Raw genomic sequence first — 13,456 nt, forward strand, 5'->3', positions numbered from 1 at the left:
TTTTATTTCAGGTGAATCAACATTTTTGCAACGATTTCTTTTTTACTTCTTGCCACCGGTATTTGCTCCCCATTATCCAGCACCAGGAAGCCGCCATCCTCTTTTATCCAGCTTTTGATATAGGTCTTATTTACTAAATGTGATTGATGACAACGCAAAAAACCAAAATCGGCCAGCAGTTCCTCGTATTCATAAATGGGTTTGGATACCATTATTTTTTCGTGATTGGATAAGTAAAAGCTGGTATACACATTAGACGATTCGCAGCGGATAATTTCTTTTGGATGCACAAACCGGGTTTCTTTAACGGTTGGCAAGGCCAGTTTATGTGTAGCCCGCTCTTCCCGGTTGCGGATCATCTGCAAAAGATTTTCAAGCTCGCGGTTCTGCATTCTTTCGCCGATACGGCGCTCCGCTTTTTGCACGGCGGCTTTTAGTTCCTCTATATTCAGCGGCTTTAGCAGGTAGTCTACCGCAGAAAATTTAATGGCCTGGATGCCATACTGATCAAAAGCCGTAACCAGTATAATTTCAAAGGAAGGAGCTGGAAGCTCCTGCAGCATCTGGAACCCGCTCTTTCCCGGCATCTGTATATCAAGAAATACGAGGTCCGGTTTTAGTTTCCTGATCAATGTGGCGCCCTCATCGGCCGTCATAGCAATGCCGGCAATTTGCACCTGTGTACAATACCGTTGTAACAGCCCTTCCAGGTTATCGATATTATTGCGCTCATCGTCTATAATAACGGCCTGTATCATAATAACCCGTTTTTAAAATATATGGTTACGGTTGTTCCGCCTTTCCTGCTATTAAATATAAGGCGTATCTGCTGCTGGTGCAATGTTTGGTTCAGTAAGGTTATCCGTTCTTTTGTGAGCCTCAAACCAAAGCCATCGGTTGCTTTCTGCGGGTCAAATCCCTCGCCGTTGTCTGCTATTGTTGCCACCAGGCTGTCCCCGTCTTTTTTGAAGTTTATTTGCAGCGCTCCCTTTTCCTGCATCCCTGAAATGCCATGTTTAACGGCGTTTTCCACCAGGGGCTGCAACAAAAGCGCCGGCACTTCTACGGCATTGCTGTCGATAGCTGCATCTACGTTTATATGATACGCAAACCCAAAGCGCAGCTGTTCCAGGTTCAGGTACTTTTGCATTATGGCTGTTTCATGAGCAATGCTGATCATTTCTTTGTCGCTGCCTTTTAATGATTCACGCATCAGGCTGCTGAACTCCGACAGGTATTGATGGGCTCCGGCCGTATCATGTTTGGTGATCAGCCCCTGTATCGAGCTCAGCGCGTTAAAAACAAAGTGCGGGTTAAATTGCGAACGGATGGATTTTAACTCGGTAGCCACCTGCTGTTTTTGCAAGGCCGCGGCTTTGAGCTTTTTTCGCTGCAGCCGGTTTAAGTAAAGGATGATGAGGAAGGCAAATGCAATCATGGCAGCGATGCCGGTGAGTATTTTAAACCAAAGCGTTTGGTACCAGGCAGGGAGAATGGTAAATGTATAGACGCCTACAATTTGCCGTTGAAATGCATAACGCAATAGCAACCGGTAGGCTCCGGGTTTTAGCTGCTGCAACCAGATAATATTAGGATCAAAACGGTTTGCCATCCAGCCGCTACTATCTTTTTGATTAAGCACGAGATTGTATTCCACCAATTTTTCAGATCGCACTTTATCTTTTAAGTAAAAGAAAAGGTCCTGGTTAAAAGAAGTAAACCGGTTTTTCAGGTGCAGCAGGCTATCCGGCGGTCTTGTTTTTATATCGCCATAATAGGTGGAGCGAGGCTGCTGAAAATCGTATTTCCACTGGTATTTATACAGCTCAAAAAATGATTTCATGGTTCCCGAAGTAAAGGTGGCGATCACTTCGGGACTGCGTTTGGCCCAAAAAGCGGAAACTGCGCTCAATTGTTCGGGGTTGCTTAAACTTCTTACTTCTATTATGATATCGTTGCCAACAGGGGCGTTAAACCTTCCCAAATAAGCCATTTCTTCATATTGCATGCCTTCGGATGAAAAGTGCCCATACATATAAGCCGGACTAAAAAAGCGGACAGGTTGCCATGGAACCAGTACGTTGGTTTTATTGAAAAGCACCCTGAATTGAAAATCAGCCTTATTTTGCGGCGTAATGCCATAAGCGGTTACCACAATAGCTGAAGAGTCAAAAAGCGGAACGATCCCGGTTCCCAAAAAGCCATTACTGAGGGTATACTTTTTATTTTTCCCATACGTTTTAATAAAATAAGCCCCTTCCTTGAATTGTTCTTTGGAATTTAAAACCGTAAACGGGTATACATTGTTGGAATGAAAAATGGCTAACGTAATTTCATTTTTTATGCCGGGATTACGATTAACCGAACTTGTGTTTTCCACATAGTCATAATGATCTCTTATTTTGTCCCCATTGAGGGGTGCCTTAAAAAGAGAATCCTGCGAATTTACAATCGCCATCTGGCCCGGGCAGCAAACAGACAACAGCAAGGCTACAACGGTATATAAAGCAGCACGTATCAATTATTTTTCTTTAATGCGTCAGTAATTTATTTAATTGTTCATAAGCATTTTGCGGCCGTTCCGCATTTTTTTCAATGATATTTCCTGTTTTATCTACAATAACATAATGCGGTATGCTGTTAATATGAAAGGCTTCTTCTGCTTCCTTCATCTGCGATTCATCCAGGAAATAATGCTCCCCCGCAATATCTAACTCATCCCGGGCTTTTTGCCAGGATTTCTTTGAATCATGATATCCTCCAAGGTATAAAAATACAATATCCTTACCGGCCAATTGTTTCTTTAGTTGTTCGGCGATGGGGAAATCGCCCCGGCAGGGAATACACCAGCTGGCCCAAAAGTCAATATACAATACCTTGCCTTTATACCTATTAAAAATTTCCTTTAATGAGGGTAGCGTGGCAACAGGGGTGGTATTTTTGGGTTCGGCAAAGTCACGCCGGAGCGCGTCTACATCCTTAATAAAGCGTTTGTTGCGTACTGTTGCTTTGTATTTTTTGTACACCGGCCGGTAGATGCTGTCGTCTGCCTTTCTTAGCCAGGCCATTAGATGGGTTAGCTGAACATCCCGGGTACTGTTTTTAAGTTTTTGAGTGATATAGTCAAAATACGCTATCGGTGTAAAGAGTTTTCCTGTTTTTGCAAATGCATATCGGGTATGTGCCGCCACAATATCGTTATACTCCAGCGTATGGAGGGCGGCGAACTCATCATCAAAACCCTGATCAATGATTTGTTTTACCATTGCAGGAGACAGCTGATCAAAATCATTAGTGTTTTCTACAATGGTTCTTTCATAGGGTTCATATTTGTATTTTGAACGGAGCCATTGATAATACCGGTTGCTGATCTTATGAACCGCCTTATACTGATCCAGCATTTGCAGCCGGTGCGTTGCCCGTTGTTTCCGCATCTGCAATGCGCTATCCGCCGGCATTTTCATTACGTTCTTCCAATAAGCAGGGGCCGATTTATCATTTTCTACAGCATAGTCAGTATAATTAAAATCATCTGCATTTTTATTAATAGCGGTCAAGGGAGTGGTTTTGGAAAAATCGGCCACCAGTTCAATATTGTTTCCGCTAACCAGGTCAAAAAACTGGTACCCCTTTTTTGTTTCAACGAGCCAGGTATTGATCTCTTTTTCCGGTAATAGAATGCTGAAGCGATTGTTGGTATCAATGCGGGCCTTAAACCTCCTGTCGCGCCAGTTGTGGGTATTGTTTGTAAATCCTCCCGGCTCCTTAAAAACGATCACGCTGTCGCGGGCATTTATTACTGTTCCTTTTATGATGACCTGGCCTTGCGCAGCAGCCGAAAGCAGCAGCAGGCCCATTAGGGATAATCTTTTCATTTTTCAAAGAAAAGTAATGGCCACCGCTTTTTTTAACTGCGCTTTGAATCGGGACAGGTTGGTTTTGAATATAACTGCAGCGCTTAATTCGGGCCTGCTGTTTCACCGGTATTCAAGCAAATTTGACTGTAAGACAATAAGTTCTGGTTGTTGAGGAGGGAAGATGATGCAAGCAAAATGCAGCCAACCCTGCAAAACCCTTGCAGTTAGTTTTCTTGTAGCCTTTTTGTTTGCCCAAAAAGGTACCCAAAAAGGGCCCCGGAATCGGTTACGGCGCGATTCCGGAGGGTGCTTCTATCGGCTTTAGTACAAAGTGGCAGGTCCGCGGCAGCGGACACTCAGCTTTAGCATTTCTATGCTCTAATCGACACAGCCGTCACCGTTTGTTGCAGCGATAACCTCGATCCTGCTAAAGAAGTGGCTACATCCTCGAAGGGGCGTCCGCCGCACAGCAAAAGATATAATCAAGTGGAATGGCGGTTATGACGCCGATGGGAAACTTCAAAAAGCTGCTGCTGGAAGGCTGTCATAACCAAGCCTGCAACGCGGATTTTATCGGTTCCGCCCCCGGGTAAATATTCAGTCGTATCCGATCACAATAGGGCGGAATTTGCCTTGTGGCGGACTAGATCTTTGCTCCACTTTTGTACCCCGATTGATCGGGGCAAAAGTGGAAAAAAATTATGGTGCCGGTTTTGCTTAAACAGCAGACCTTAATTAATTTCCCTGTCAAAAATAACCCGGGCCTCTTTGTCTTTATATTTTTCGATTAAAGCCGCCAGTTGTTTTTTTAATTCAACAGCCAGCTTTTGCCCGCGGGCGGTGTTGTAAATATTATTTAGTTCCCGTGGGTCTTTTTGCAGGTCAAACAGTTCCCAGCTTTCTACGCGCTTATAAAAACGGATCAGTTTATAGCGTTTTGTTTTGATGCCAAAATGGGGCGATACAGAATGTTCCCCGTTTTCATAATAATGATAATACATAGCATCCCGCGACTGGTAATTTTGATGGCGCAGCAGCGGAAGAAAGGATTGGCCCTGTATTTCGGTGGGGATGCTGGCTTTACCCGCATCCAGCAGGGTAGGCGCCAGATCCAGGTTCATGATAAAATCATTGATACGGGTACCGGGTTTAATCACACCAGGGTAACGCATTACCATGGGCGTGCGGAAGGATTCTTCATACATAAAGCGTTTATCAAACCAGCCATGCTCACCCATATAAAAGCCCTGGTCAGATAAATAGATAACGATCGTATTTTTATTGAGTCCGTTTTTATCAAGGTAGCCCAGTACGCGCCCTATGTTGCGATCGAGAGAGGCTGCCGTAGCCAGGTAGTCGCGCATGTAGCGCTGGTATTTCCATTCGGTAAGCGCTTTGCCGGTAAGCGGGTGGGCCTTCAGGTCATCATAAATCTTATTGTAATGGTCCAGGAAGGTCTTACGCTGGTCGGGCGTCATGCGGGCAATGGTGCCTTCTTTCTCCGCCTTTGCCTCACTGTCAAACATTTTGAGATCGTAGCCCATGATCATCGTTTTGGCAATGGTCATGTCCTGCACCTGTGCAGCTTTGCGGGTGGCATAATTATCAAAAAAGTCTTTGGGGAGTGGGAAGGTTTTATCCTCAAACCGGTCCAGGTCCTGCAGGTCGGGCATCCAGGTTCTATGGGTTGCTTTATGGCCAATAACCAGGCAAAAGGGCTTGGAGCGGTCCCGCTGATCGAGCCATTGTTCAGAAAGATCGGTGATGATATTGGAAACATACCCGGTGTAATGCTTACGCACATTGCCGGTTTCAATAAAGTCGGGGTTATAATATTGCCCCTGGCCCGGCAGGAGGCTATAGTAATTGAATCCCTGGGGTGTATGGTTGCCCAGGTGCATTTTACCAATCCAGGCGGTTTGATAACCGGCTTGTTGAAGACCTTTTACAAAAATGTCCTGGTCAAAATTGAAGTTGGCATTTACATTGTCTTTAAATCCGTTGAGGTGACTGTATTTGCCGGTCAGGAAAGTAGCCCGCGCCGGTCCGCAGATGGAGTTGGTTACGTAGGCCTTTGTAAATAAGGCGCCCTCTTTGGCCAGCCGGTCAATATTAGGCGTTTGGGTAAACTTACTGCCATAGGCGCTAATAGTCTGGTACGCATGATCATCGGAGATGATCACCACAATATTGGGACGCTGCGCCCGTACATTTGTGAGGGCGCCCATTGTCAGAAGCAGGATTACAAGGAATTTTTTATACATGATTGTTATTTTATTCGTTGAATGAACCGGCCAGGAAAAATACTGTTTTTTTATTATTGGGCCTGGTTAATGGTTATGGTAACAGGCGGCTGATCAAAAGTTGGAGTTAAAACAATGTCCACCGTCCTTCCGGAACCTGAGGTATTGGCGGCAATTTTAACGGGCAGGGTAAAGTCGCCGCTGCCATAGGGCCTGGTGGTAGTGCACCAGGGTGCAGAGGCGGGAATCTGTACCCTCCAGCCATCGGTTCCGGCGTTTATAATCACATTGATAGTAGCTCCTGCAGCCGCAACGACGCCTGGTGTTTCCAGCGCTGCGCTAAATGGAGCAGCTACCGGCTTGTAATTGATATTTTTGTCTTTTTTGCAGGAAAAGAAGTTGCCTGCAATTGCTACAATAAAAAACAGGGTATATATCTTTTTCATTTTTTTCTTTGTTTGTATAATCAATACCGGTTACCATCCGGGATTTTGAACCCATTTGCCTCCGGTGAGTGAGAGTTGATCCTGGTTGATGGGGCTTAAATAATCCCTGTCCGTTTTAAATCCAAGCCCATCCGGACAAACATTTTTATAGGGATCGATGTAGCGGATGGCATCTCCCGGGTTGCCCGTCAGGTACAGGTTGTTGCCGGATGTTTTATCATATACCAGGTTTCCTTTGTAGTACCCTCCTGCAACGTTGGCGGCCACCATATTGCTTCCGATAAAGAGGGGCCCAAGGGGGCGTTTGCCCGCCAGCAGTTCATCGGCCACGGCCCATCTGAAAATATCGTACATCCGCATGCCTTCTGCGGCAAATTCAATTCTGCGTTCGCGGCGCACCACTTGCATAGTAGCGGACAGGCCGCTGAAGGCGTAGGCCGGGTCGGTATTATACTCCCGCTGAAAGTCAACAGCGGGCATTCCGGCACGGGTTCTTAATGGCTGCAGCACGGTAGTAATTTCCTGCTGGGCGCTGGCACCCTGCAATTCGGCAAGGGCTTCGGCATAGTTTAACAGTACCTCGGCATAGCGCATTTGTATAGCCGGTGCCTGGCTCTTCGATTCTCCTTCTATCGTTGAGGGGGCGCCATCAATTTCCACATATTTGAGCATGGAGTACCCGGAGGGGTTGGCCCAGGACACGGCTGGCGTTACCTGGGTAATAATCGGACTAAAGGGGGGCATATAAATATTGGCTGCCGTAAGGGGGCGCAGGCGGGCACCGGGCCGGGCTACCGTTTGGCTCAGGCGTGGATCACGGAGGGCAGGATCCAGCTCTGCGCCATAAGTCTTTTGGGCATCTGCGCGGGCAGTACCGGTAAAAATGTTCCCGCTCCGTGTAAGATAATCATCCACCAGCGATAGCGACAAACCGATGCTGCCTCCACCCATATTGAGGTAGCGCGTAATGCTGTGGCCCACGGGGGGAGTGGCGGTAATATCGTATTTTTTGTAAAATAATACCTCCTTATTCGCCGTCAGATCCAGGGTAATGAACATGGTTTGATAATCGGAGAGCGGCTGCCCTGTGTTAAAAATGCTCCATCGGCCGGCGCTGATTACGGCTTTGGCGGCATCCCGCGCCTGTTCAAAGTAGTTGGTGATCTTTGCATCGGAGATACCGGTTGTAAAAAAGGGTGTACCCTTGGCCTTATGGTATTTTTCCCAGGTGCCTTCAAATAAGGCGACTCTTGATTTAAAGGCCAGCGCATAGTCTTTGTGAATGCGCATGGTGGCATTGTTGGTCTGAATCTTTAGTAAGGCTGCCGCCCGGTCCAGATCCGCAAGGATCGAGTCGGCAATAACCGTACGGGTAGCCCTGGGCTGTTTCATTACTTCATTATCCGGCGGCAACACTTTGTTAATCCAGGTTACACCCCCGTATTTGCGCAGCATGCTGAAATAGTAGTAGGCTCTGAAAAAATAGGCTTCGCCCAGGTAATGGTCAATATCTGCCTGGGTTCCTTTACAGTTTCCTATATTTTCAAATACAAAATTCACCCCTCTTAGTTTGGTGTATTCACTAAGCGCTGCGGCGCCGCTTAGCGCCCGGGTGCCATTGATCAGCGCCGGAGGGGTGGCCACCACCTGGTTATCGCTGTTTTGATCGTCATAGGCAATACCGCCCCCCGCCAGCCCCCCGGGCTGTCCATCAAAAGTGCCCTCGTAAAACTGGTTCATATATTTCTGCAGCTCAGGTACAGATCCCAGGGGGTTGGCGGTTGTAAGTTGCCCCTGTGGGCTGAGATCAAGATTTTTTAAGCACCCCGTGGTGGTCAAAAAAAGTAGTGCGATAACAAAAGCTCTATTTAAATTCTTCATTGTTGATTACGATTTTGGTCCTTATTAAAATGAAACATTCAGCCCCAGGGAAAAGGTTTGTGTAAGCGCATAGTTCTTGCCGCCTTCGTTAAAGACATAAACGGTTTCCGGATCAAACATTTTTGCCATTTTGGTAAACGTAAGCAGGTTTTCACCCGCTCCGTAAATCATTACATTTTTAAGCCCGATTCTTGAAACGGCCTTTCCCGGCAGATTGTAAGACAGGGTAAGGTTCTTTAACCGCAGGTAGGCTCCGCTTTGGATATAGCGGTCGGCCGTCTGTGTTACTTTGGCGGCATAGGCGCCAAGGGAACCTACGGTACCTATATAAGGATTCGGATAATAGGCATTGGGGTTGTCGGGAGTCCAATAATCAAGATGTTCTTTGAACACCGTTACCTGCGCTTTGGACGATGCTCCCCAGAAGTATACATTGGCAGCGGGGTTGTAGTCCCGTTTTCCAACACCCTGCCACAGCATGGAGAGGGATAGATCCTTCCAGGTAATGGATCCGTTGAGGGCGTACTGGTACCTGGGAGTGGTGTTGCCAATGATGGTAACATCTCCCATATCCCCCACTTTATTAGCACCGCGGTTTATTTTGTTATCATTATTCAGGTCCAGGTATTTTACATCTCCGGGGATCCATTTTTGTCCGCTGAGGTAGGAGCGGTCCAGCTTATTGTATTCATCGGCCTCTTCCTGGGTTTGAATGAGCCCTCCGGTTTTATATCCCCAGATTTCTCCTGCATTTCTGCCGGGGTACCAGGTACCAGCGGGGTCGTTGAGGGTGGGGTTTTGATAAGAGAGCACCTGGGCCGTATAGTCGGAGAGCATGCCTCCTATGGAATAAGAGACGGTGCTGTTTATTCTATCCTTGTACTGAACACTCAGTTCCCAGCCGCGGTTGCGCATAGTGGCGTTATTGGCCTGTGGGGCGCTGGCGCCAAACATATCGGCCAGTTTGGCTGTTGGCCCCAGCATATCCCGGGTGGTGCGCTGGTACAGATCAAGGCTTCCGGTAAGGCGATTGTTCAGCATTCCAAAGTCGACCGCAATATCGGCGCTTTCAATTTTTTCCCAGGTTACGGCTGGGTTAAAAGGCCCGGGTACATTAATAATCATCTCACGCCCGTTTTGAAAAAACCAGGTCCCCTGGGTTTGGGTGGCCATTGTTTGTGCAAAAGTGTATAGAGCGGCTCCGGATTGGTTGCCCAAAAACCCATAGGACCCCCTTAGTTTCAGCGTATTGAGCCAGTCCCGGGTTGTCGCCATAAATGCTTCCTTTGCAATATTGTATCCTACTGATACGGAGGGGAAGAATCCCCAGCGGTTATCGGGGTTAAAGCGGGAAGAGCCGTCATAGCGGGCATTTGCTTCAAAAAGGTATTTTCCTTTGTAATCATAGTTGATCCGGCCAAAAAAACCTAAAGTAGCCCATCCGTTCCGGCTTTCATCGGTGGTTCTTTGCCCGGAGGTAGTACCCAGCCCGGGATTGCTGAAGTTGAGTAAATCGGCCGCCTTGCTCCATAAATTAGAATATTTGAAGTTGTCCTGCTGCCCGCCGGCCATAAAGGTAAAATGATGTTCATTGGCGATGTTCAGCATATAGTTCGAATAAATATTTAATGAATTATACATCGACTTTGCCATGCTTCTATAATAAGACCCGGTCAGCGGAACGGCTAATTCCTGCCTTGCCTCAAAACGGGTAGTACCGTCTAAGCCGTAAATGGTAGCGGGAATGGCGGCTTGCTCATTATTGGCATTATTCAATCGAAAATTATAATCGATGAATATTTTCCAGTTTTTAAGGGGTTGTATCTCAAAGCCGCTGAGTATACCCAGGTTGTTGTTTTCGTTATTATTGGCGGAGCCGGACTGTAGGTAAGGGATCTGCGACAATTCTGTAAAACGCCCGTTCAGGTCATAGGGCGAGTTGGTAGGCCGCATCCTGGCCAGGTTGTGAAAGAACATGCCTTCGTTAACCGCATTGTCTCCAAAGGGGCTGGTGGACCTGTCGTTAGTATATTTGGTATTAAGGTTCAGCTTCAGCCAGGATGCCAGCTCTGCATTGAGCCGGGCATTAAGGTTGTATCTTTTATAATTGATGCGGGCATAGCGCAGCAGCCCGTCCTCATCATAATACCCTCCGGAAACATAGTACTGCTGCTTGTCGTTGCCCCCGGCAGCGCTGAGGTTATGCTCCTGTTTTACTGCCGCGTCCTTATACTGGAGTTTGAAATAATTTGTATTGCCCACGCCCAGCGGCGAATTTTCTGCGGAAAACCAGTTAGTCGATTGTTCCGGCCATTGGTTCATCCCCGTGGGGTCTTTCACAAACTGCTGTAGTAATGCCAGTTTTTCATCAGAATACTCTGCATTGCCCGTTGTATTTTTCCAGCCCGCATTAAAAAATTTTGCAAATTCATAGCTGTTCACCATATCCGGCAGTTTTACCGGATGGGTTGCCCCCAGGTTGCCGTTATAAGTAAACGACATCTTGCCCTTGCTTCCTTTTTTAGTGGTTACCAATATGACCCCATACGCTGCCCTGGCCCCGTAAATAGAGGCCGCCGCCGCATCTTTTAGCACTGAAATGCTTTCGATATCATTGGGGTTTACATTGCTGAGCGACATTTCCATACCGTCTACCAATACATAGGGATCGTCTGACCCGCTCAGGTTGCCCTGCCCCCGGATGTTGAGGCTATAGCTGGTACCCGGTGTGCCGCCCTTGTTGTTAACGCTTACGTTTAAACCGGGTACCAGGCCCTGCAGGCTTTGGGTAGCATTTACCACCGGCCGGTTGGCAAGCTGCTCCCCATCTACAACCGATACGGCACCGGTAAGATTTACTTTCTTTTGAGTGCCATATCCTACCACTACTACTTCGTTGAGTGCCGACTTGGCATCGGAAAGCTTGAGCCGCATTACAATGGCGTTATTCTCATTTGCACTCCTTACAGAAAACTGCGTCAGGGAATCAGGTTGGTAGCCCACATACTCAAATACCAGCGTGTATTTTTGGTTGTAGGAAACATTGGCAAAAGAAAAATTGCCACTTTCATTGGAAACGGCAAACTGCCCCTCCCGGTTGGTCTGGTTGATCAGCGATATCGTTACCCCGTTCAAAGGATCGCCTTGTTCCGTTATCACTCTTCCGTTGATTTGTCCCGGTTTTGCCTGGGCTAACCCCATCAAAGGGAACAATAACAGCAGTATTGGTGCAACAAGGCCCAATCGTTTTTTTCTCATTTTCATATAAACTGTTTGTTTTCTATTAAAGTCAATCATTCATAAAGCAACATCAGAAAGGCTCTTCCAGCCGCTATTGTTTCTCCTTCGGATGAGGCACAGCGCTCCGCGTTATAATAATCGAATCGTTCCGGTAATGATACTCAAGCCCATTTACTTCACAAATATTCTTTAAGAGCTTGTCAATAGCATCATTATAATAAATAGCGCCTGTAAAATGATACCGGGCTATTTGTTCCTGATCATAAACAATGGGCACATTATACTTATCCATTATTTTGTCAAACACCACCGGCAGCGCCGTTTGCGAAAACGTAATGGCATTATTGGTCCACACGGCATCTTCCGGCGCCGACTTTTTTACAGCTGCTGCCGCTTCTTTTGGTACGCCCGCCGCCTGCTTCTTTTCAGGATGGCTAAGGGTTACCTCCATGGTGCCCACATGAATAAAGAGCCGGTCCCCGGGTGTCAGTACCACATCGTTCATCTTTTTATTGGCTGCATACACTTTTACCAGGCCCTCCTGCAAGGCTATTTCCACCGTAGCATTTGCCGGGGTGCTGCTAACTGTAAACAGTGTGCCCACCGGGGTAATGGCAATGCCCTGCGCCCATGCGGTAAATGGTGTACCTGTTTTCTTTTCTTCAAACTGAACGGTTCCTTCTTCTACCGTTACCCACCGCTTTTTTATAAAATCCTGTTGGTAAGAGAGGCGGGCTCCGGACAAAAGCAACACCCGCGATCCATCGGGCAACAGGGTATCTTTACTGGCCCTGGTGAAGTTGCTGATTATGACCCGCGCATAATCCGCTGTTTGCGGCTGCCGGGTACTTATATAAACAACGGCAACCGCCACTGCCAGCAGCAAAACTGCAGCGGCGGCGTACCTGAACAGAGAAAGCTTTAAGGCGCGCCCTCCGGTTTTTTTGTCAATAATCTTTTTCAGGGTCTGCTTCTGCCCTGCTGTCAGCATCGTTCCGTTTAAGGCATCCTGCCATTCTTCTATGGAAAAGTATTGATCCAGTACCTCAGGATGCGCGGCAAAAAAAGCGCTTACGGCTTCGGCTTCTTTGGACGAGCATTCGTTATTTAAAAATTTTTTGATGAGATATGGATCCATTGCTGCCATATACTACTACTAACGTTTCACAAAAGGGGTTTTCCCTATTGCCGGGGGAAAAAAATAATAAAAAGCAATAAAATTTTGCGGAGCTGTGCAATGCCCTGGTAAATATGGTTATCTACCGTTTTGGGCGAAATACTCAATAAAGCGGCTATTTCTTTATAATTGTAGCCTTCCAGGTAAAAAAGGGCCAGCACTTTTTTACGTACCGGGGGCAGTTTTTCCAGGGCCAGCCTTGCCCGCTCAAATTTTTCGGACCCTTCCCGGGGCTCTCCGGTATGCTGCGCCTCATGGCCGATGATCTGCGACAGCAGGCTGCGCTGCGAGGCCTGTTTTCGCAGCCAGTCGATATAGGTAATACGGGCTTTGTAATACAGCTGCATATCGGTCGAAAGCGCCGGGTTGAGGGAGCTGCGGTATTCCCAAAACTTTATAAAAGTAAGTTGCGTAAGTTCTTCGGCCTGAAAATGGGATTGGGTTCTTTTAAAGAAATAACCAAACAGCTTATCTACATATTGCCAGTAGAAAGTATCAAAAGCTTTTTTATCGCCATTTATTATTTGATCAATCACCAAAGAAGCATTTGATCAAAGTTAAGATTTCAATAAATGCCATTCCTGCCGGGGACGGGTGGCCGGCAGGAAAAGC

The 13,456-nt window shown here is 47.0% G+C and carries 9 protein-coding genes; all 9 read right to left on the reverse strand.

Annotated features, from left to right (window positions below):
* Positions 1-2: 2 nt before the first annotated feature.
* The 9 genes from GGU45_RS15610 to GGU45_RS15650 all read right to left on the reverse strand — a co-directional run bounded on the left by GGU45_RS15610 (position 3) and on the right by GGU45_RS15650 (position 13,380).
* Positions 3-758, reverse strand: coding sequence for a LytR/AlgR family response regulator transcription factor (locus GGU45_RS15610; RefSeq protein WP_435226271.1), 756 nt, complete (start codon positions 756-758; stop codon positions 3-5).
* Positions 755-2,521: a sensor histidine kinase gene (locus tag GGU45_RS15615; protein ID WP_435226273.1), complete on the reverse strand. Its 1,767-nt coding sequence runs from the start codon at positions 2,519-2,521 to the stop codon at positions 755-757. Before GGU45_RS15615 ends, GGU45_RS15610 begins: the two co-directional genes overlap by 4 nt.
* 10 nt (positions 2,522-2,531) lie before the next feature.
* Positions 2,532-3,875 carry a thioredoxin-like domain-containing protein gene (locus GGU45_RS15620; protein ID WP_435226275.1) on the reverse strand — a complete coding sequence of 448 codons (1,344 nt, stop codon included), beginning with the start codon at positions 3,873-3,875 and terminating at the stop codon, positions 2,532-2,534.
* 713 nt (positions 3,876-4,588) lie between these two features.
* Complete coding sequence (locus GGU45_RS15625; RefSeq protein ID WP_435226276.1) at positions 4,589-6,121, reverse strand: sulfatase family protein; 1,533 nt, start codon at positions 6,119-6,121, stop codon at positions 4,589-4,591.
* Between the two features lie 53 nt (positions 6,122-6,174).
* Complete coding sequence (locus tag GGU45_RS15630; RefSeq protein WP_435226277.1) at positions 6,175-6,546, reverse strand: BACON domain-containing protein; 372 nt, start codon at positions 6,544-6,546, stop codon at positions 6,175-6,177.
* Between the two features lie 30 nt (positions 6,547-6,576).
* Complete coding sequence (locus tag GGU45_RS15635) at positions 6,577-8,427, reverse strand: RagB/SusD family nutrient uptake outer membrane protein (RefSeq protein WP_435226279.1); 1,851 nt, start codon at positions 8,425-8,427, stop codon at positions 6,577-6,579.
* Positions 8,428-8,451: 24 nt separating this feature from the next.
* On the reverse strand, positions 8,452-11,691 hold the full coding sequence (locus GGU45_RS15640) for a SusC/RagA family TonB-linked outer membrane protein (protein WP_435226280.1): 3,240 nt from the start codon (positions 11,689-11,691) through the stop codon (positions 8,452-8,454).
* Between the two features lie 67 nt (positions 11,692-11,758).
* Positions 11,759-12,814, reverse strand: coding sequence for a FecR family protein (locus GGU45_RS15645; RefSeq protein ID WP_435226282.1), 1,056 nt, complete (start codon positions 12,812-12,814; stop codon positions 11,759-11,761).
* A gap of 35 nt (positions 12,815-12,849) precedes the next feature.
* Complete coding sequence (locus GGU45_RS15650) at positions 12,850-13,380, reverse strand: RNA polymerase sigma factor (protein ID WP_435226284.1); 531 nt, start codon at positions 13,378-13,380, stop codon at positions 12,850-12,852.
* Positions 13,381-13,456: the final 76 nt, after the last annotated feature.

The organism is Niabella hirudinis (genome assembly GCF_051201075.1).
GTDB classification, from domain to species: Bacteria; Bacteroidota; Bacteroidia; order Chitinophagales; family Chitinophagaceae; genus Niabella; species Niabella hirudinis.